Below are 19374 nucleotides of genomic sequence, written 5' to 3'. Positions count from 1 at the left end.
GGGTTGCGCCTTTGTTTTCATGCAGGCCGGAGCGTTGCGCCAATCCCGTCTTCGTCTGGCTGAAGTTTAAGCGCGCTACAGACAGGTTGCCGACTGGCATCCGTTATCTCAACGTGAATATCACCGCTAACTTCCCCTTTCACACTGATAGAGTCAGGCGAAATCTCTTTCGCACTGGTTTGCAGGCAGATCGTTCCTTCTCCGCGCAGGCTTTTCGCTTTCAGTTGTACATGCGTTGCTGCCGCCGTGATCAGCCACACTTTTCCACCGTCAAGCTTTAACTCTCCAATACGAAAAGTGACACTGTCACCTTTCGCCGTGCTACCATCGAGGATTAACACGCCACCCTGCTGTACCGTAACCGTTGACTGCTGTAAATCGGCACCATAACCAATAATCAAAGAGCTACTTTCTTGTACGGCGACGTTACCCATCAGTTCAACTGGCGCACAATCCTCTTCCACTACAAATTTATCGTCCGCGCTGGTGGGAGACATAACAATCATCGTGCCACCTTTCACCACCACATTTTCCACCGTCCCCGCATGAATTTCAGCCCGTCCTCCCGTATTCACCGCCAAATCTTTGGCCTTACCGGAACTGTAGATCTGTAGACCGTCCGTCCCCAGGCGATAAACGGCGCTATTCTCAACCAGGGTGTGGATGTCTTCTCCACCAAGATTATTCATGGCACCGCCCACAAGTGTCGTATCGCTGGCTTTCCCCGCCAGCATAAAGACACCGCCCTGGTTAATCATACTGTTGGAAGCTTCTCCACCTGGGTAAACCAACAATTCACCGCCTTCATCCACTATCGCAGATGAAGTTGTTCCGTTAACCAACAAACCACCAGCCTGATCGAGAATGATTTTTTCTGCCCGATGACCTTCCAGTACGCGCAAGTTACCGCCGTTCTCCAGCAACAAACCGCAGGCATAGCCCTGATCAACGCTAAATTCACCTTCAGGATGGCGGCCATTAACAGTAGCGAACGTTGAAAGGCTAATTGCTCCACCGTCGGACTGAACAATATCTGTGGCAATGGCCCCGTCACTGACTGATAACGTGCCATTGTTGCCGTACTGTGCCCCCCTGGCGATCCCGCCTGCTTCCACTTTCAGCCAGCCCGCACCAGTCACTATGGTGTTTTCTGCCCTTCCGCCAGCCTCAATAATCAACTCACCGTCCGTAAGTTGAGTCGCACCGACGACCTCGCCTGTCTTAACAATTTGCACGTTCCCGTCGCTCATCAAATTTTTTTCATCAGATCCCATGATTTATTCCTTTGCTGCATCTGTGTGCCCTTATCACCACCTAAGTGTAAAGGCTACGAAGGATTTATCCACGCCAGAATTGATATGGAGGCAAACGGCACGGTTTACATCCTGATGCGCGAGGCCATTGACTGTGTCAGATGTAAATATGACTCTGAACAAAAACCGCCCTTTAAAATCAACAAAATATAGACAATTTGCTTAAAAGCTCTGCAAACGGTCGAAATGGTGCAGAAAATTACGTTTTACCTCTTGCCACCTTTCCACTCTGCCGCTAATATTCGTCCCCGTTGTCACCTACAACGTTGCGTTCATAGCTCAGCTGGTTAGAGCACCACCTTGACATGGTGGGGGTCGTTGGTTCGAGTCCAATTGAACGCACCATCCTGCGTCCGTAGCTCAGTTGGTTAGAGCACCACCTTGACATGGTGGGGGTCGGTGGTTCGAGTCCACTCGGACGCACCAGATTTTCTTAGTCTGGTCTCCTCATTTTTATTCCCTTATTTATTCTCTGTATCCAATACGTTAAAAGATTTACACTATTTTCGTATGTGTTATCAGAAGGAGAATAACGATGGCGACTTTGTTACAGCTTCACTTTTCATTTAATGGTCCCTTTGGCAATGAAATGGCCGAACAGCTTAAACCGCTTGCCGAGTCGATTAATCAGGAACCCGGTTTTCTGTGGAAGGTGTGGACGGAAAGTGAAAAGAACCACGAAGCCGGTGGCATCTATCTCTTTGCTGATGAAAAAAGCGCTCTTGCCTATCTGGACAAACATACAGCTCGCCTGAAAAATCTCGGTGTCGATGAAGTTATTGCCAAAGTTTTCGATGTCAATGAGCCACTGAGTCACATCAATCAGGCAAAACTCGCCTGACAGATCTTAATGAAGGGCGGTTAGCGCCCTTTTCATCCCTGTCTGAAATTTCTCATTTTATATAGATTTCAACCAAACTTATCTGATAACGCTAAATTCGAAAGAATGCACACAGGTAAGTAACAATGAAAAAAATCGCCATTGTGGGTGCCGGACCAACAGGGATTTATACTTTCTTCTCACTTTTACAGCAACAAACGCCGCTTTCTATTTCCATCTTCGAGCAGGCCGACGAAGCCGGTGTCGGTATGCCGTACAGCGATGAAGAAAATTCTAAAATTATGCTGGCAAATATTGCCAGTATTGAAATACCACCGATTTATTGTACTTATCTGGAATGGTTACAAAGGCAAGAGGCCAGTCACCTGCAACGTTACGGCGTTAAAAAAGATACCTTGCACGATCGCCAGTTTTTACCGCGTATTCTGCTGGGTGAGTATTTTCGCAATTGCTTTTTACAATTAGTTGAACAAGCCCGACAGTTGAATTTTGAGATAAACGTGTATGAATCATGTCAGGTGACCGATCTGCAGGTCACAGACTCCGGTGTCATTCTTGCCACAAATCAGGATCTACTCACAGAGACGTTTGATTTAGCGCTGATAGCTACCGGTCACGTCTGGCCTGATGAAGAAGAAGTCACCCGAACGTATTTCCCCAGCCCGTGGTCAGGATTACTGGAAGCGAAAATTGATGCCTGTAACGTCGGCATTATAGGCACATCCTTGAGCGGACTGGATGCAGCAATGGCGGTTGCCATTCAGCACGGTTCGTTTATTGAAGAAGATAATCAACACGTTCGCTTTCAACGCGATAGTAACAGTGAAAATCTGCATATTACGTTGATGTCCCGTACAGGTATTTTGCCGGAAGCCGATTTCTATTGCCCTATCCCCTACAAACCATTACGCATCGTCACAGAACAGGCTTTAAATAGAGAAATAGAAAAAGGTGCAGACGGTCTGTTGGATCGGGTATTCAAATTGATACAACAAGAAATTAGTTCTGCCGATCCTGACTGGAGTCAACGTATAGCGTTAGAGAGCCTCAATGTAGATACCTTTGCTCAAGCCTGGTTTGCCGAGCGTAAACAACATGATCCTTTTGGCTGGGCGGAAGAGAACTTAGCCGAAGTCGAGCAAAATAAACGGGAAAAACATACTGTCCCCTGGCGTTATGCCATTCTGCGTTTGCATGAAGCCGTACAGGAAATTGTGCCGCATCTGAATGAACACGACCATAAACGATTCAGTAAAGGACTTGCCAGAGTCTTTATCGATAATTATGCGGCAATCCCTTCAGAATCTATTCGTCGCCTGCTGGCCTTGCGCGAGGCTGGGATCATTCATATTCTCGCCCTTGGTGAGGACTACGAGATGGAAACCAACGAAACGCACACCGTTCTGAAAACAGCAGACAACAGCTACTCGTTTGATGTTTTTATTGATGCCCGGGGTCAACGTCCACTCAAAATACAAGATATTCCTTTCCCTGGGCTGCGCGAACAGTTGCAGAAAACAGGCGAGGAAATCCCTGATGTTGGTGAAGATTATTCGTTACAGCAGCCTGAAGAATTACGGGGGCGCGTGGCATTCGGCGCGTTACCCTGGCTGATGCACGACCAGCCTTTCGTTCAGGGGCTTACGGCTTGTGCAGAAATTGGCAAGGCTATGGCACAGGCCATCGCAAAGCCTGCTTCCCGTTCACGCCGGCGTCTTACGTTTGATTAAAGGTAAAGTTATCAGCACTCAACAAACTGATGTTGCTCATTGAGACGATAGCGAACTCCGGCACAAATATTATTTTCGCCTTCAACGGCGACGGCAAAGCGCACTCTTTCGCCGTCATGATATGCCAGCACGGCGCTGCAACCTGGACCGAGAATATTAGCCATGATTTTTCCTTTGCAAGACTCACACAGTAATATCTTTCCACTCGGTTATTTTTTACTTTTGGTATTTACGGTGGCCATCATCCACGGACATGCCGTAGTACAGGCACTACAGCCAATACGCTATAAATTAAAATACATATCGAAATTATGATAATTCCCTTTTATACCTTTCTTAAAACAAATCCTCATAGAGCAATAAAATAATAGAGGATGAAGTATTGCACTCCATCCCCGAACAATTATTTCACCAGTGCGTTAATAACTGTTTCCATCGCTTGCTTTTCCAATTCGCTACGCTGAATACGTTTATTTGCTAATGCTGTACGCAACACACCAGCGATGACTATGTGTTTTGGCTCCTGACCCAAATCGCGCATCTCCAGAACCACCTTCCCTACCACTCTGCACATTTCGCGGTACAGCTCGTCATCTTTTGTCCGGTTGCCCATTATTCATACCCATTTATCATGCCAGTCATCAGCATATATCAATCTCATCAATTAAACAAAAAACAAACAAAATCAAACAAATAACCCGATAAATTATTTTAATTGTATCAGTTGAATGGTATGACTTTGCGCCAGCAGACCTTCTCTCTCCAGCTATCGTTTTCACGTTGCGCAAACAGTGATGTTTTTGCGTAATCTCTTTCTGAGGACGTTAAATCTTTGATAACAATTTATTGTGAATATGGATGATTGTTTTTTGAAACGCTGTTTTTGTTTTCCTTTTGGATTAAATTCAGCGTATAATGCGCGCCAATTGACTCTTGAATGGTTTCAGCACTTTGGACTGTAGAACTCAACGACTCAAAAACAGGCACTCACGTTGGGCTGAGACACAAGCACACATTCCTCTGCACGCTTTTTCGATGTCACCTATCCTTAGAGCGAGGCATCATCACTTTCGTAATACCGGATTCGCTTTCCGGCAGTGCGCCCAGAAAGCAAGTTTCTCCTATCCTTCTCAACTTAAAGACTAAGACTGTCATGAAAAAGACCAAAATTGTTTGCACCATCGGACCAAAAACCGAATCTGAAGAGATGTTAGCTAAAATGCTGGACGCAGGCATGAACGTCATGCGTCTGAACTTCTCTCATGGTGACTATGCAGAACACGGTCAGCGCATTCAGAATCTGCGCAACGTGATGAGCAAAACCGGCAAAACTGCCGCTATCCTGCTCGATACCAAAGGTCCGGAAATCCGCACCATGAAACTGGAAGGCGGTAATGACGTTTCTCTGAAAGCAGGCCAGACCTTTACTTTCACCACTGACAAATCTGTTATCGGCAACAGCGAAATGGTTGCGGTAACTTATGAAGGTTTCACTACCGACCTGTCCGTCGGCAACACCGTGCTGGTTGACGATGGTCTGATCGGTATGGAAGTTACCGCTATCGAAGGTAACAAAGTTATCTGTAAAGTACTGAACAACGGTGACCTGGGCGAAAACAAAGGTGTGAACCTGCCGGGCGTTTCTATTGCCCTGCCGGCACTGGCTGAAAAAGACAAACAGGATCTGATCTTCGGTTGCGAACAAGGTGTAGACTTTGTTGCAGCTTCCTTTATCCGTAAGCGTTCTGACGTTATCGAAATCCGTGAACATCTGAAAGCGCACGGTGGCGAAAACATCCAAATCATCTCCAAAATCGAAAACCAGGAAGGCCTCAACAACTTCGACGAAATTCTCGAAGCCTCTGACGGCATCATGGTTGCACGTGGTGACCTGGGCGTAGAAATCCCGGTTGAAGAAGTTATCTTCGCCCAGAAGATGATGATCGAAAAATGTATCCGTGCACGTAAAGTCGTTATTACTGCGACCCAGATGCTGGATTCTATGATCAAAAACCCGCGTCCTACCCGTGCAGAAGCCGGTGACGTCGCGAACGCCATCCTTGACGGTACTGACGCAGTCATGCTGTCTGGTGAATCCGCAAAAGGTAAATACCCGCTGGAAGCTGTTTCTATCATGGCAACCATTTGCGAACGTACTGACCGCGTGATGAACAGCCGTCTCGAGTTCAACAACGATAACCGTAAACTACGCATTACCGAAGCAGTTTGCCGTGGCGCGGTTGAAACGGCTGAAAAACTGGATGCTCCGCTGATCGTCGTCGCAACCCAGGGCGGTAAATCTGCTCGTGCAGTGCGTAAATACTTCCCGGATGCAACTATCCTGGCCCTGACCACTAATGAAAAAACTGCACATCAATTAGTGTTGAGCAAAGGCGTTGTACCGCAACTGGTTAAAGAAATCACCTCTACTGATGATTTCTATCGTCTGGGTAAAGAACTGGCTCTGCAGAGCGGTCTGGCGCACAAAGGCGACGTTGTAGTAATGGTTTCTGGCGCACTTGTCCCGAGCGGCACTACCAACACTGCATCTGTTCACGTCCTGTAATATTGCTTTTGTGAATTAATTTGTATATCGAAGCGCCCTGATGGGCGCTTTTTTTATTTAATCGATAATCAGAAACAATAAAAAATCAAATCGGATTTCACTATATAATCTCACTTTATCTAAGATGAATCCGATGGAAGCATCCTGTTTTCTCTCAATTTTTTTATCTAAAACCCAGCGTTCGATGCTTCTTTGAGCGAACGATCAAAAATAAGTGCCTTCCCATCAAAAAAATATTCTCAACATAAAAAAGTTTGTGTAATACTTGTAACGCTACATGGAGATTAACTCAATCTAGAGGGTATTAATAATGAAAGCTACTAAACTGGTACTGGGCGCGGTAATCCTGGGTTCTACTCTGCTGGCAGGTTGCTCCAGCAACGCTAAAATCGATCAGCTGTCTTCTGACGTTCAGACTCTGAACGCTAAAGTTGACCAGCTGAGCAACGACGTGAACGCAATGCGTTCCGACGTTCAGGCTGCTAAAGATGACGCAGCTCGTGCTAACCAGCGTCTGGACAACATGGCTACTAAATACCGCAAGTAATAGTACCTGTGAAGTGAAAAATGGCGCACATTGTGCGCCATTTTTTTTTGCCTGCTAATGACTGCTATTGCGTCGCGCGTAACATATTTCCCTGCTCAGGCTCGCCATTCTGCGCTGACTCAACTGCGGACGCATTGCTGGCTGCGGGCGTCGCTCCGTTGCTCACCGCAACCGGATACCCTGCCCGACGATATAATGCTTTATCAACTAGCGTCTGATCTACCGCCTTATTATCTTTGAATTGTGTAAAACCAACGGGCAGTTTATACGGCATCGTCTGAACGTTCTGCTGTTCCTCTGCCGATAGCGGTCGATGCACTTCCACATAACGCATTCCGTTCGGTTCTACGGAGTATTTCACCGGCTCATTGATCACTTTAACCGGCGTTCCCGTTCTCACGCTGGAGAACAACGCTTTAATATCCGGCGCATTCATACGAATACAGCCCGAACTGACGCGCAAACCAACGCTGTCCGGCGCGCTGGTGCCATGAATGAGATACTCGCCATTACCATGCGCCAGGCGCAGTGCGTAGCGTCCTAGTGGGTTATTTGGCCCGGCGGGTACAACTGGCGGTAATTTGATGCCTCGCTCCAGTGAGCGTTGACGAATACCTGCAGTTGGCGTCCAGGTAGGATTCGGGATTTTTTGCCCTACCCGTGTTTCCATCACCGGCGTTTCCAGTCCCTGCAAACCAATTCCTATCGGGTAGACCTGTACGATATTTTCTCCCGGCGGATAATAATAAAGTCGCAGCTCAGCAAGGTTAACAATAATTCCCTGACGCGGCGCATCAGGTAATAATAATTGCGAAGGGATGGTTATCATCGTGCCAGGTTTTGGTACTGGTGCAATGGTGTTATTGGCTTCAAGGATCAACATTGCCGCAGTATCAAAACGTCGTGCGATAGCCTGAAGGTTTTTATCCCCCTCTTGAACCGTATAGGTTTGATTCTGCCCAACCAGTCGGCTTCCGGTTGGTGGAAGCGGATAATCTACCGCCCAGGCCGCGTGGATGGCGCTAAAAGCACCGATAAGAGTCAGTGTAAGCAGAGACGCGCGTTTCATTGTAAACCTCCTGTATTTGCCGGAGACTCACGCTGAGACGTCGGATGGTGCTTTTGCTTACCTGAAGCCAAAACACTCCTGTGCTGGCCAGAGTAAACATCGACCATCCGGCAATGTGAGTCATCCGGATGAAAGCTGTTCTTTTAGTTTAGCTAAGTGCAGCGGCTTTGGCGCGAATTGCACGAATCATCGCTTCCAGACCTTGTGAGCGAGACGGGGTGAGATGTTGGGTGAGCGCCATTTTTTCAAACCACGGACGCACGTCAAAATTAATAATATCCTGCGGCGTCATCTGGTCGTAGAGAATAAAGACGACCGCGATAAGCCCTTTCACAATGGCGGCATCGCTGTCGCCCTGTAATTCAATAATTCCCTGCGCATTCTGACGCATCACAATCCACACCTGACTCTGGCAGCCCTGAATGCTATTTTGCGGGCTTCTGTCTTCGTCACGTAATTCAGGCAGACGCTGGCCCAGCTCAATAATGTAGAGGTATTTTTCTTCCCAGTTGGTGCAACGTAAAAAATTACGCAGCAATTTTTCTTTATCTGGCAACACAGCCATAGAGCCTCCCTGTTATCCCAGCAGACGGTGAATACGTTGTAATCCTGTTACCAGACGATCCACTTCTTCATGGGTGTTATACATAGCCAACGATGCCCGACACATAGCGGGCACGTTGTAATACGCCATTAATGGCATCGCGCAGTGATGACCAGTACGCACAGCAATGCCATAGTTATCAAGAAAACTGCCGACGTCATAGGCATGATGTTTACCGAGATTAAAGGCAATAACGCCAAGTCTGTTCTGTGGGCCATAGAGAGTAAGATCCGGCACTGCTGCCAGTTGTGACAGCGCGTAATGCATCAGATTCTGTTCATACTCAGCAATGTGCTTAAGCCCCAGCGCCGAAACATATTCCAGCGCCGCGCCAAGTCCAATAATGCCGCCGGTATTGGGCGTACCTGCTTCAAACCGCCACGGCGCTTTGGCCCAGGTGGTGCCTTCGCTAAGACTAACGGTGGCGATCATTGATCCGCCCCCTTCCCACGGCGGCATCTCCTGCAACAAGGCTTCTTTAACATAAAGAATGCCAATCCCGGTGGGACCATACAGTTTATGCCCGGAGAAAACGTAGAAATCGCAATCCAGCGCCTGCATATCCACCGGATGATGCATCACTGCCTGAGCGCCATCCACCAGCACTTTTGCGCCATGCTGATGCGCAAGAGCAATCATTTCCGGTAGCGGATTTTCCGTCCCCAGCACATTAGACACGTGAGTAATCGCCAGCAGGCGGGTTTTCTCATCGAACAGATTAGGCAGCGTCTCCAGTTGCAGCGTACCATCGGGGTTGAGGGGGATCACCCGCAACTCTGCACCAACGCGCGCACAAAGCATTTGCCAGGGAACGATGTTAGCGTGGTGCTCCATCTGACTGATAATGATGTTATCGCCCGCCCGCACGTTGCTGTTGCCCCAGCTATTGGCCACCAGATTGATGCCTTCCGTTGTACCGCGAACGAACACCAGTTCTTCCGCCGAGCGGGCATTGATAAACAGCGACGCCCGCTTGCGCACGTTCTCCATTTTCTCGGTCGCCTGGGCGCTCAACGTATGAATACCGCGATGCACCGCCGCATAGCCGTGACGATAGAACCCGGCTTCAGCGTCAATCACCTGGCTCGGTTTCTGCGCGCTGGCGGCGCTGTCGAGATAAGCCAGCGGCAGACCGTTCACCTCACGCGAAAGTACCGGAAAGTCGGCCCGCACTTTGTCGACGGAAAAAGTCATCTTGCACCTCCCGGCAGCCGTTGACCGATACGGGCCAGCACCTGCTGTTTAAGCCCCTCATCACGCAATGCTTCTGTCAGTTCAGCAGCAAAGGCGTAGATAATCATCTGCAGGGCATCCTGCTGATTGATCCCGCGCGAACGCAGATAGAACATCTGTTCGTCATTGATGCGCCCGACCGTTGCGCCGTGGCTACATTTCACATCATCAGCATAGATTTCCAGTTGCGGTTTGGTATCCACTTCCGCCAGCTTGCCCATCAACAGATTATTGTTGGTCATCTGGCCGTCAGTTTTAATGGCGTGCTGCGCGACGTTAATCAAACCATTAAATACCGCGCGCCCTTTGTCGCTGACGATGGTTTTGTGCAACTGACGGCTGTTACAAAACCCTTTATTATGTTCAAGCCAGGTGCGGGTATCACATACCTCGTTTTTCACCGGCATCGCCAGGCTATTAATACGTAACGTGCTGTTTTCGCCATTGAGTTGCGTACTGGTGTTATGGCGTAAAACAGCGCCACCAAGCAGGAAACTGTGGCTAAATGCGGTGGCATCGCCCGCCAGCAGCAAATCGTTATGTGCAAAGTGGTGGCTTACAGGATTTTCAAACGCGAGCTTGATATGCTGCAAGTGGGCGTTCGCGGCAACGTTGATAGTGAACCGCGCTCCGGTAAAATGACGAGCGTCATTCAGGCTGACAAAATGTTCAATCACCGTGGCTTCGGCACCTTCCGCCAGATCCAGATGATGCCGATAGTGGGCGGTGTTCACTTCTTCACCTGCCACGCCCTGGGTAATATGCATTAACAGCAATGGCTTCGCGGGCCGTTGACCGCGCTTCACGGCAATATGTGTCACGCTTTGTGCCAGGCTTTCCGTCAGATGCAGAAACACTTCCGGCTGTATGGCATCAGGCAGTCCCTGACGTTCGTCGTTAATACTCACCTCATAGCCGCTGCCTTCGGTCGTATCGCTAAGTGATGGCACGTAGCGTCCATCGACAAACACCAGCCGCACGGCGTCTAAAGTGAGTGCTAAAGCATCTCGCTGTTGCGGGGATATCTCACCCGCAATGCTGACAAACTGGCTATTGGTCAGCCCTTCCAGTGGCGTATATTTCCAGTGCTCATGTTTACGTGTCGGCAGTCCGGTACGCAGCAGTTGTTGTAAATGCTGCTGTGCTTGCGGGGAGCGTTTCGCCCCTCCGACCTCAAACAAGTGATGCCACTGTTGCAGCATGTTACTGCTGTTCGCTAAGCCAGCCATAACCCTGCTCCTCCAGTTGTTTGACCAACGTGAAATCACCGGATTTCACAATTCGCCCCTGATACAAAACATGGACATAATCAGGTTTGATGTAATCAAGAATGCGCTGGTAATGCGTAACGATGATGAACGAGCGTTTGCCATCACGCAGCGAGTTCACACCATCAGCAACCACTTTTAATGCGTCAATATCCAGCCCGGAGTCCGACTCATCAAGAATACACAGTTCCGGCTCCAGCACGGCCATTTGCAAAATATCGTTGCGCTTTTTCTCGCCCCCGGAAAACCCAACGTTAACCGAACGGGTTAATAAATCTTCCGGCATTTTCAGCAGGGCGATTTTCTCTTCCATCAAATCCTGAAAATCGAAGCGGTCGAGTGTTTCCTGGCCGCGATAGCTGCGCACCGCATTGAGCGCCGTTTGCAGGAAAAACTGGTTACTGACGCCAGGGATTTCCACCGGATACTGGAAGGCCATAAAGATACCTTCACCTGCACGATCTTCCGGCGACAACTCAAGCAAATCTTTGCCTTTAAACTCAACCGTCCCCCCCGTCACTTCATAATCTTCGCGCCCGGCAAGCGTTGCCGATAAGGTACTTTTCCCCGAACCGTTTGGCCCCATAATGGCGTGAACTTCACCTGGACGAACGTCGAGGCTTAATCCGCGCAGGATAGCTTTATCTTCCACGCTGACGTGTAAATCTTTAATACTTAACATATTTATTCCTTATCCGACGCTATGTTCAAGACTGATGGCGAGGAGTTTTTGTGCTTCAACGGCAAATTCCAGCGGCAGTTCAGAGAACACATCTTTGCAGAAACCGTTAACAATCATCGAGATGGCGTCCTCTTCACTGATCCCGCGTTGCAGGCAATAAAACAACTGATCTTCGCCAATGCGCGACGTAGTCGCCTCGTGCTCCAGTTGCGCGCTGTTATTGCGACACTCGACATACGGGAAAGTATGCGCCCCGCAGTTAGCGCCAATCAGCATTGAGTCGCACTGAGTGAAATTGCGCGCATTGGTTGCCGTTGGCATGATTTTCACCAGGCCGCGATAACTGTTCTGGCTGTGCCCTGCGGAGATCCCTTTCGAGATAATGGTCGATTTGGTGTTCTTACCGATGTGGATCATCTTGGTGCCGGTATCAGCCTGCTGATGGCCACTGGTCAGCGCCACCGAGTAGAACTCACCGATTGAGTTATCGCCGCGCAGAATGCAGCTTGGGTATTTCCAGGTAATCGCTGAACCGGTTTCCGATTGCGTCCACGACATTTTACTGTTTTCTCCTTCACACAAGGCGCGCTTGGTGACGAAGTTGAGAATACCGCCAGTATTGTTATCGCCTGGGAACCAGTTTTGCACCGTGGAATATTTCACCTCGGCGTTTTTATGGATGATGACTTCCACCACCGCCGCGTGTAGCTGATAGCTATCTCGCACTGGTGCGGAGCAGCCTTCGATGTAGCTGACATAACTGTCTTCGTCGGCTATCAGAATAGTGCGCTCAAACTGCCCGGTTTTTTCTGCGTTAATACGGAAATAGGTCGAAAGTTCCATTGGGCAGCGCACACCTTTAGGTACATAAATAAACGTACCGTCGGAAGCTACTGCCGCATTGAGTGCGGCAAAGAAATTGTCATTACCTGGCACCACAGTGCCGAGATATTTCCTCACCAGTTCCGGGTGTTCATGAATCGCTTCGCCAAAGGAGCAGAAGATGATCCCTTGCTCTGCCAGTTTTTCACGGTAGGTGGTGGCAACCGAAACAGAATCGAAAATGGCATCCACCGCCACCTCTTTGCCTTCACGCACCGGTACGCCCAACTGCTCAAATGCCGCTTCCACCTCTTTACTTAAAAAAGCGTTCGCACCCGTTTGTTGCACGGCACCAGGTTCCGACGCACAAGTATCATCACAGTTACCGCACGATGGTGCCGAGTAATAGCTGTAATCCTGATAATTCAGCTTGTCATAGTGGCCTTTCAGCCAGTGCGGTTCTTCCATCTCCAGCCATGCGCGGTAGGCATTGAGCCGAAATTCCAGCATCCATTCTGGCTCATTACGCTTAGCCGAAATTGCGCGCACCACTTCTTCGTTTATGCCCTTAGCCAGCTCATCAGTGGCTAACTGGGTGAAGAATCCTTCTTTATAATTCAGTGGGCCGCCGGTCCAGGTTTTGACATCGTCAGTTGCTTCAGTATTACGAGACATAGTACCGCCTATACCCCAAAGCTTTCGCCACAGCCACATTCATTCTGGGCTTTCGGGTTGTGAAATTTGAATATCTGATTAAGTCCTTCGTGAACGAAATCGACTTCCGTGCCATCAATAAACGGCATCGCTTGCAGCGGGACGAACAACTTCGCGCCGTCGTGTTCAAACAGCAGATCGTCTTTGTCCGGCTCGCTGACGCTGTCGAGTACATAGCCAAAGCCCGCACAGCCCGTTTGTTTAACACCTAATCGCACGCCGACCATGCCCGACTGCTTCGCCACCAACTCACGGATGTGTGCTGCCGCTGCCGGTGTTAGCGTTAAGCCTTGCCAGGCGAAATCCTCTGGATTAAACGTTCCTGAATGCATGTCCATCGATTTACCTCACTTAAATCGCTTACCGCGGATAACAGCATGTTAGTGATAATGATTATCAGTTCAACCCAGCAAACGCAGGGGCTTTCCCGTAAAACATGCTTTTTGCCTGCATTTAATAAGCATAGACCCTGATTTGTGGGTTAACAGGTACGCTAAGAATTAGGTATCTCATTGTTAGATAATGATTATTATAGAAATAGAGTTAAGGCGGTGATGGAAAAGGAAAAGTTGTATCGAAAATGACTATTTAAGGGATAGGTAAAAAAGTAGCGAGTTCAGAAATAAGAAAACCCTTAAGTCTGTTCGACACAGACTTAAGGGTTTCTACCCCATCCGGCGCTTATCTCCGGCACTCACAGTGGCTTAGCTCTTGAAGGGGCGATAAGAATAATCTCATAAGACCAGGCCACCGTTTTAACACAAACTGCGATTTGTATTCTTTTTAAGCGAGATCAAGCGGGTAAAATAAGCAGCATTAAGGAAGCCGTCGAGCCTGGACGGAGGTTAATCCAGGTCGATTTGGCGAGCTTTCGGCATTACACCACAATCAATGCACGCCCAGACGCCAGGCGAAGTAGATTTCTTCTTTTAATTCAGCAGAAGAGAGTGTGAGCAGGTCAGCGAATTCAAGTTCTAATTGTTTCAGTCGTTTGAGATATTGGGCAGGAGAAAGATTGCTCTGGTCACGGCGTAAAAATTCCATAGCCAGTTGGGTGGGATCAAGTTGAGTAGACATAGCATCCTCGTTTGTAGACAAGACCTGCACAGTATACCACCGTTTACTGCGCAGATAATAACCAAAAACAATATGCGTCACATTTTTCTGGTGACAACGTCACAAAATGGCGGTCGTCAATCGTGACGAACAGCACAAACGCTCTTTCTCATCGAAGATTTCAATCTGCCAGACCTGGTGCCTTGAACCGAGATGCAGCGGTTTGCAAACGCCGCGAACCCGCCCTTCTCGCGCCGACCGGACATGGTTGGCATTGATTTCCAGACCAACGACTTTTTGCTCGCCTTCGGTACATAAATAACCGGCAACGGAACCGATACTCTCAGCCAGAACCACAGACGCCCCGCCATGCAGCAACCCAAAAGGCTGCTTCGTCCGCTGATCTACTGGCATTGTCGCTTCCAGCGTGTCATCACCAATATGTTCAAAGCGAATATCCAGTAACCCCACCATGTTTCCTTCACCCATGACATTTAGCGCCTCAAGGGTGATTTTACGTTTCCATATCATTTAATAATCTCCAGTAATGCCTGCACAGGATGGCGTACCCCCGTGCCTTCAACCCGTTTTACCTGGCTTCGGCAGGAATATCCGGTTGCCAGGCAGCGATTACGCGGCAGTCGCTGCATCGCCTGATGCCAGGATAACTCATAGATCCCGAGCGAATTTTTATGATTTTTCGCTTCATGTCCGTAAGTCCCCGCCATGCCGCAGCAACCCACACTGACATTTTCCAGCTTCGCGCCAAAACGGGCAAATATCGTGGCCCACTGCGCTGGCGCACCCGGCAAGGCGGTGACTTCGGTACAGTGGCCAAAGAAATACCACGGCTCGCCACTAACCGCTGCCACCGGCTGTGGCTGAAGTGCGTTTGCCAGCCATTCATTTGCCAGTAAGACCTGAAAATCACCGCGCTCCTCGCCCAGCGTCAGCTTATATTCGTCGCGATAACAAAGCACCAGAGCTGGATCGACGCCCACCATTGGCATTCCCAGCTTCGCCATGCGGTTGAGGAAATCCGCCGTCTTTTTCGCTGTCTTTGCAAAACGATTGAGAAAGCCTTTGATATGCTGCGCTTTACCATTTGGTGAGAACGGCAGTAACACGGGCTGGAAACCTAATTTCTCGACCAGACGGACAAAATCCGCTACCACCTGTGCATCGTAATAACTGGTGAAAGGGTCTTGCACCACCAGCACCGTGCGTGCTTTCTGCTCAGCATTAAGCACTTCAAGCTGTTCCAGCGTCATGTTTGCCGAGCGATGCCCCACCATTTGTTGTTGCAACGACGGCACCGAAAGCAGCGGCAAGTCGACCATGCCGATATGTTTTTTCGACAGTTTGCGCACCAGCGGTTGGTTAATGAAGAAGTTAAACGTCTTCGGCGCTCGCGCCATCAGCGGCGCATAACTCTCGACCGTCGCCACCAGATGGTCACGCAGCGGGCGTAAATAACGGGTGTGATAAAGTTGCAGGAAACGAGAGCGGAACTCCGGCACATCAATTTTGATAGGGCACTGGGTTGAACAGGCTTTACAGGCCAGGCAGCCAGACATCGCCTCTTTGACTTCGTGGGAGAAGTCATACTCACCTTTATTGGCATGCCAGCTATTACGAGTGCGGGCAATCAACGTGCGCAAACTGGCCCGCGTTTCAGGCAGTTCTTGTTCCAGTTTTAATGGGTCAACACCACGGTCAGCCAGCAAACGCAACCATTCGCGCACCAGCGTCGCGCGCCCTTTCGGTGAATGGATACGATTCTGGGTTATCTTCATCGACGGGCACATTGGGCTACGAGTATCAAAGTTGAAGCATAAACCGTTGCCGTTACATTCCATTGCCCCGCGCCACTGCTGACGAACTGCGATAGGGATCTGCCGGTCAAACGTACCGCGTTTCACCGCGTCCACTTTCATCATCGGCGCGTCGATACCTTCTGGCGGACAAATTTTCCCCGGATTAAGCCGATTATGCGGATCAAACGCCGCTTTAACTTTGCGCAGTTCAGCGAAAAGTTCCTCACCGAAAAACGCCGGGCTGTATTCGGCACGAAAACCTTTACCGTGCTCCCCCCACAACAAACCACCGTATTTCGCGGTAAGCGCCACCACGTCATCAGAGATTTGTTTCATCAAAATCTCTTGTTGCGGATCGCACATATCCAGCGCCGGACGGACGTGCAAGACCCCCGCATCGACGTGGCCAAACATACCATAGCTTAAATCGTGACTGTCGAGCAGTGCGCGAAATTCAGCAATATAATCCGCCAGATGTTCCGGCGGTACGCAGGTATCTTCGGCAAATGGGATCGGTTTGGCTGCCCCTTTAGCATTGCCAAGCAGGCCAACAGCTTTTTTACGCATCGCATAAATGCGCTCGACTCCAGCCAACTCACGACACACCTGCCAGCCGATCACGCCCGCTTGCTGGCTGGCGATCAGCTCATCCAGCCGCGCACAGAGTGCGTCTACCCGCTCGTCGATCAACGCCTCATCGTCCCCGGCAAATTCAACAATGTTCAGCCCGAGCATCTCTTTGTCGGGCACATCGGTAATCAGTTCGCTAACGGAATGCCAGACGATATCTTCCCGCGCCAGATTCAGCACTTTAGAGTCCACCGTCTCTACTGAAAGCGCGCGCGCCTCAACCATAAACGGCGCATTACGCAGCGCGGAGTCAAAAGAGTCATATTTGACATTCACCAGACGGCGCACTTTAGGCAAACGAGTAATATCCAGTCGCGCTTCGGTAATAAAGGCCAGCGTCCCTTCTGAACCCGTCAGAATACGAGTCAGGTCGAACTCGGTCATCTCATCGTTAAAGACATGGCGCAGATCGTAACCGGTAAGAAAACGGTTAAGTTTGGGGAACTTGTCGATAATTAACTGCCGCTGCTGGCGGCAGCGTTGATAAACCGTTTTATAGATACGCCCGATAGCGGTGTTGGTTTTACCCAGCGTTTCAGCCAGTTCTACGGGTAAAGGTTGCGTATCGAGAATATCGCCCCCCAACAACACCGCCCGCACGCCCAGCACGTGATCTGACGTTTTGCCATAGACCAGCGATCCCTGACCGGAAGCATCGGTATTAATCATCCCGCCAAGCGTTGCCCGGTTGCTGGTCGAAAGTTCCGGTGCAAAGAAATATCCGAACGGTTTCAGATACTGGTTAAGTTGATCTTTAATCACCCCAGCTTCAACGCGCACCCAGCCCTCTTCAGGATTAATTTCGATGATGCGGTTCATATGGCGAGACATATCAACAATAATCCCCTGGTTGAGCGCCTGACCGTTAGTGCCGGTGCCACCGCCGCGTGGGGTGAAGATCAGCGATGAATAGCGTTCCTGCGCAGCCAGACGGGCGATTAACGCCACATCTGCGGTTGAACGTGGAAATACCACCGCATCGGGGAGAAGTTGGTAAATGCTGTTGTCGGTCGACATTGTCAGACGATCGGCATAACTTGTCGCCGTATCGCCAGTAAAACCCTGTTGCTCCAGCTCTTGCAAAAAATTAAGCACCAGTTGAACGACGCCGGGTGCCTGGGAAATCTGTGGAATCATTATATTGACCCTTTCCTGCGGTCTGTGATGAGAGATTAATCGTTTGCGTGTTATGTCACTTGTTGTACCACATTTTTTTCTTACACGCCCATCAGAATTAAGGGCAGAATCGGCCTGTTAAAAACCGCTGAAATTGCTCATCATTATGCAGGTGAGTTTCACGTGTTCACGTCGCGTCGACGATTTGACGCACAAAAAAGGTGAAAAGTAGTTATGGTAAATGTTCGTCAGCCCAGGGATGTCGCACAAATTCTGCTTTCGGTGCTGTTTTTAGCCATCATGATTGTGGCATGTCTGTGGATTGTTCAACCCTTTATTCTCGGCTTTGCATGGGCCGGTACGGTGGTTATCGCCACCTGGCCGGTATTGTTACGTTTGCAAAAAATCATGTTTGGCCGCCGCTCTCTCGCCGTTCTGGTAATGACGCTGTTGTTGGTGATGGTGTTTATCATCCCTATTGCCTTACTGGTTAACAGTATTGTCGATGGCAGCGGTCCGGTAATTAAAGCCATTTCCAGCGGTGACATGACGTTACCCGATTTAGCGTGGCTTAATACCATTCCGGTGATTGGCGCGAAGCTGTATGCAGGCTGGCACAATTTGCTGGATATGGGGGGGACGGCGATCATGGCGAAAGTCCGTCCTTATATTGGCACCACCACCACCTGGTTCGTCGGACAAGCGGCACATATTGGTCGCTTTATGGTGCATTGTGCGCTGATGCTGTTATTCAGCGCCCTGTTGTACTGGCGCGGTGAACAGGTAGCGCAAGGTATTCGCCATTTTGCGACTCGTCTGGCAGGCGCTCGCGGTGATGCCGCTGTACTGCTGGCGGCGCAGGCTATCCGCGCAGTAGCGCTGGGCGTTGTGGTGACTGCGTTAGTACAAGCCGTTCTTGGTGGGATCGGTCTGGCCGTTTCCGGCGTTCCTTACGCCACGCTGCTGACGGTATTAATGATCCTCTCCTGCCTTGTCCAGCTTGGTCCGTTGCCGGTGTTGATTCCGGCGATCATCTGGCTTTACTGGACCGGCGATACCACCTGGGGCACGGTATTGTTAGTGTGGAGTGGCGTGGTCGGCACACTGGATAACGTTATTCGCCCGATGTTAATTCGCATGGGAGCAGATTTACCGCTCATCCTCATCCTCTCCGGGGTCATCGGTGGTTTGATTGCCTTCGGTATGATCGGCTTGTTTATTGGTCCGGTACTTCTGGCTGTTTCCTGGCGTCTGTTTGCCGCGTGGGTGGAAGAAGTCCCGCCGCCGACTGACCAGCCGGAGGAAATTATCGAAGAACTGGGCGAAATTGAAAAAACGAATAAGTAAATCTCTCATCAGGCGGCTT

General features: G+C 49.7%; 18 protein-coding genes, 2 tRNA genes and 2 pseudogenes. 8 read left to right on the top strand and 14 right to left on the bottom strand.

Annotated features, from left to right (window positions below; translation table 11 throughout):
• Window positions 1–17: 17 nt before the first annotated feature.
• Complete coding sequence (locus A1WG_RS02615; protein WP_001516326.1) at window positions 18–1274, bottom strand: AIDA repeat-containing protein; 1257 nt, start codon at window positions 1272–1274, stop codon at window positions 18–20.
• A 307-nt stretch (window positions 1275–1581) separates the two neighbouring features.
• On the opposite strand from A1WG_RS02615, the gene A1WG_RS02620 reads away from it, so the two are divergent.
• The 4 genes from A1WG_RS02620 (at window position 1582) to A1WG_RS02635 (ending at window position 3884) form a co-directional block, all read left to right on the top strand.
• Window positions 1582–1658: transfer RNA gene (locus A1WG_RS02620), tRNA-Val, on the top strand.
• 4 nt (window positions 1659–1662) lie between these two features.
• Window positions 1663–1739 (top strand) — tRNA-Val (locus A1WG_RS02625).
• Between the two features lie 109 nt (window positions 1740–1848).
• Entirely contained in the window at window positions 1849–2154 is a 306-nt protein-coding gene (locus tag A1WG_RS02630) for a monooxygenase (protein WP_001516325.1), read from the top strand.
• Between the two features lie 125 nt (window positions 2155–2279).
• Window positions 2280–3884 carry an FAD-NAD(P)-binding protein gene (locus A1WG_RS02635; protein ID WP_001516324.1) on the top strand — a complete coding sequence of 535 codons (1605 nt, stop codon included), beginning with the start codon at window positions 2280–2282 and terminating at the stop codon, window positions 3882–3884.
• 11 nt (window positions 3885–3895) lie between these two features.
• Here A1WG_RS02635 and A1WG_RS24905 read toward each other — a convergent pair.
• The 3 genes and pseudogenes from A1WG_RS24905 to fumD form a co-directional block, all read right to left on the bottom strand.
• A pseudogene (locus A1WG_RS24905) lies at window positions 3896–4042 on the bottom strand (hypothetical protein); the annotation flags it as partial.
• A 54-nt stretch (window positions 4043–4096) separates the two neighbouring features.
• Window positions 4097–4165: pseudogene (locus tag A1WG_RS25190) on the bottom strand (hypothetical protein); the annotation flags it as partial.
• 122 nt (window positions 4166–4287) lie between these two features.
• Entirely contained in the window at window positions 4288–4497 is a 210-nt protein-coding gene (gene fumD, locus A1WG_RS02640; protein WP_000528337.1) for a fumarate hydratase FumD, read from the bottom strand.
• A 338-nt stretch (window positions 4498–4835) separates the two neighbouring features.
• On the opposite strand from fumD, the gene A1WG_RS25185 reads away from it, so the two are divergent.
• The 3 genes from A1WG_RS25185 (at window position 4836) to lpp (ending at window position 6997) form a co-directional block, all read left to right on the top strand.
• The gene (locus A1WG_RS25185) at window positions 4836–5030 is read left to right on the top strand and encodes a protein YnhH (RefSeq protein WP_242664678.1); all 195 of its coding nucleotides are present in this window, start codon (window positions 4836–4838) and stop codon (window positions 5028–5030) included.
• Between the two features lie 7 nt (window positions 5031–5037).
• On the top strand, window positions 5038–6450 hold the full coding sequence (gene pykF / locus A1WG_RS02645; protein ID WP_000751442.1) for a pyruvate kinase PykF: 1413 nt from the start codon (window positions 5038–5040) through the stop codon (window positions 6448–6450).
• A gap of 310 nt (window positions 6451–6760) precedes the next feature.
• Window positions 6761–6997, top strand: a complete 237-nt coding sequence (gene lpp / locus A1WG_RS02650; protein WP_000648420.1) for a murein lipoprotein Lpp — start codon at window positions 6761–6763, stop codon at window positions 6995–6997.
• Between the two features lie 64 nt (window positions 6998–7061).
• Here the strand turns inward: lpp and ldtE are convergent, their stop codons facing one another.
• The 10 genes from ldtE to A1WG_RS02700 form a co-directional block, all read right to left on the bottom strand.
• Complete coding sequence (ldtE, locus tag A1WG_RS02655; RefSeq protein ID WP_000817073.1) at window positions 7062–8066, bottom strand: L,D-transpeptidase LdtE; 1005 nt, start codon at window positions 8064–8066, stop codon at window positions 7062–7064.
• 148 nt (window positions 8067–8214) lie between these two features.
• Entirely contained in the window at window positions 8215–8631 is a 417-nt protein-coding gene (gene sufE / locus A1WG_RS02660) for a cysteine desulfuration protein SufE (protein ID WP_001516323.1), read from the bottom strand.
• 12 nt (window positions 8632–8643) lie between these two features.
• Window positions 8644–9864: a cysteine desulfurase SufS gene (gene sufS, locus A1WG_RS02665; protein ID WP_000144599.1), complete on the bottom strand. Its 1221-nt coding sequence runs from the start codon at window positions 9862–9864 to the stop codon at window positions 8644–8646.
• A complete protein-coding gene (gene sufD, locus A1WG_RS02670; RefSeq protein ID WP_000907679.1) occupies window positions 9861–11132 on the bottom strand; it encodes a Fe-S cluster assembly protein SufD in 1272 nt (423 codons plus the stop codon). The genes sufS and sufD overlap by 4 nt, the downstream gene beginning before the upstream one ends.
• Complete coding sequence (gene sufC / locus A1WG_RS02675; RefSeq protein ID WP_000948879.1) at window positions 11107–11853, bottom strand: Fe-S cluster assembly ATPase SufC; 747 nt, start codon at window positions 11851–11853, stop codon at window positions 11107–11109. The genes sufD and sufC overlap by 26 nt, the downstream gene beginning before the upstream one ends.
• A gap of 9 nt (window positions 11854–11862) precedes the next feature.
• Window positions 11863–13350 carry a Fe-S cluster assembly protein SufB gene (gene sufB, locus A1WG_RS02680; RefSeq protein ID WP_001516322.1) on the bottom strand — a complete coding sequence of 496 codons (1488 nt, stop codon included), beginning with the start codon at window positions 13348–13350 and terminating at the stop codon, window positions 11863–11865.
• Between the two features lie 8 nt (window positions 13351–13358).
• Window positions 13359–13727 carry a Fe-S cluster assembly scaffold SufA gene (gene sufA, locus A1WG_RS02685; RefSeq protein WP_000367150.1) on the bottom strand — a complete coding sequence of 123 codons (369 nt, stop codon included), beginning with the start codon at window positions 13725–13727 and terminating at the stop codon, window positions 13359–13361.
• Window positions 13728–14277: 550 nt separating this feature from the next.
• Window positions 14278–14466, bottom strand: coding sequence for a YdiH family protein (locus A1WG_RS02690; protein WP_001516321.1), 189 nt, complete (start codon window positions 14464–14466; stop codon window positions 14278–14280).
• Window positions 14467–14565: 99 nt separating this feature from the next.
• On the bottom strand, window positions 14566–14976 hold the full coding sequence (gene menI, locus A1WG_RS02695; protein WP_000637992.1) for a 1,4-dihydroxy-2-naphthoyl-CoA hydrolase: 411 nt from the start codon (window positions 14974–14976) through the stop codon (window positions 14566–14568).
• Entirely contained in the window at window positions 14973–18029 is a 3057-nt protein-coding gene (locus A1WG_RS02700) for a D-2-hydroxyglutarate dehydrogenase YdiJ (protein ID WP_016242632.1), read from the bottom strand. Before A1WG_RS02700 ends, menI begins: the two co-directional genes overlap by 4 nt.
• A 213-nt stretch (window positions 18030–18242) precedes the next feature.
• On the opposite strand from A1WG_RS02700, the gene ydiK reads away from it, so the two are divergent.
• Window positions 18243–19355 carry an AI-2E family transporter YdiK gene (ydiK, locus tag A1WG_RS02705; RefSeq protein ID WP_001516319.1) on the top strand — a complete coding sequence of 371 codons (1113 nt, stop codon included), beginning with the start codon at window positions 18243–18245 and terminating at the stop codon, window positions 19353–19355.
• The last annotated feature ends 19 nt before the right edge of the window (window positions 19356–19374 follow it).

Origin of the sequence: Escherichia sp. KTE96, from assembly GCF_000408525.1 — a bacterium.
In the GTDB taxonomy this organism is placed as follows: domain Bacteria; phylum Pseudomonadota; class Gammaproteobacteria; order Enterobacterales; family Enterobacteriaceae; genus Escherichia; species Escherichia marmotae.
The sequence above is the reverse complement of the archived record's forward strand: the minus strand, read 5'-3'. Positions and strand labels throughout refer to the sequence as shown.

Bases quoted from the DNA above. Each gene is read 5' to 3' on its own strand.
- pykF (WP_000751442.1), top strand. From the start codon at position 5,038: ATGAAAAAGACCAAAATTGTTTGCACCATCGGACCAAAAACCGAATCT.
- sufB (WP_001516322.1), bottom strand. From the start codon at position 13,350: ATGTCTCGTAATACTGAAGCAACTGACGATGTCAAAACCTGGACCGGC.
- ydiK (WP_001516319.1), top strand. From the start codon at position 18,243: ATGGTAAATGTTCGTCAGCCCAGGGATGTCGCACAAATTCTGCTTTCG.
- A1WG_RS02615 (WP_001516326.1), bottom strand. From the start codon at position 1,274: ATGGGATCTGATGAAAAAAATTTGATGAGCGACGGGAACGTGCAAATT.
- A1WG_RS02700 (WP_016242632.1), bottom strand. From the start codon at position 18,029: ATGATTCCACAGATTTCCCAGGCACCCGGCGTCGTTCAACTGGTGCTT.
- A1WG_RS02690 (WP_001516321.1), bottom strand. From the start codon at position 14,466: ATGTCTACTCAACTTGATCCCACCCAACTGGCTATGGAATTTTTACGC.
- ldtE (WP_000817073.1), bottom strand. From the start codon at position 8,066: ATGAAACGCGCGTCTCTGCTTACACTGACTCTTATCGGTGCTTTTAGC.
- lpp (WP_000648420.1), top strand. From the start codon at position 6,761: ATGAAAGCTACTAAACTGGTACTGGGCGCGGTAATCCTGGGTTCTACT.
- sufE (WP_001516323.1), bottom strand. From the start codon at position 8,631: ATGGCTGTGTTGCCAGATAAAGAAAAATTGCTGCGTAATTTTTTACGT.
- sufC (WP_000948879.1), bottom strand. From the start codon at position 11,853: ATGTTAAGTATTAAAGATTTACACGTCAGCGTGGAAGATAAAGCTATC.
- menI (WP_000637992.1), bottom strand. From the start codon at position 14,976: ATGATATGGAAACGTAAAATCACCCTTGAGGCGCTAAATGTCATGGGT.
- A1WG_RS02630 (WP_001516325.1), top strand. From the start codon at position 1,849: ATGGCGACTTTGTTACAGCTTCACTTTTCATTTAATGGTCCCTTTGGC.
- sufA (WP_000367150.1), bottom strand. From the start codon at position 13,727: ATGGACATGCATTCAGGAACGTTTAATCCAGAGGATTTCGCCTGGCAA.
- sufS (WP_000144599.1), bottom strand. From the start codon at position 9,864: ATGACTTTTTCCGTCGACAAAGTGCGGGCCGACTTTCCGGTACTTTCG.
- fumD (WP_000528337.1), bottom strand. From the start codon at position 4,497: ATGGGCAACCGGACAAAAGATGACGAGCTGTACCGCGAAATGTGCAGA.
- sufD (WP_000907679.1), bottom strand. From the start codon at position 11,132: ATGGCTGGCTTAGCGAACAGCAGTAACATGCTGCAACAGTGGCATCAC.
- A1WG_RS02635 (WP_001516324.1), top strand. From the start codon at position 2,280: ATGAAAAAAATCGCCATTGTGGGTGCCGGACCAACAGGGATTTATACT.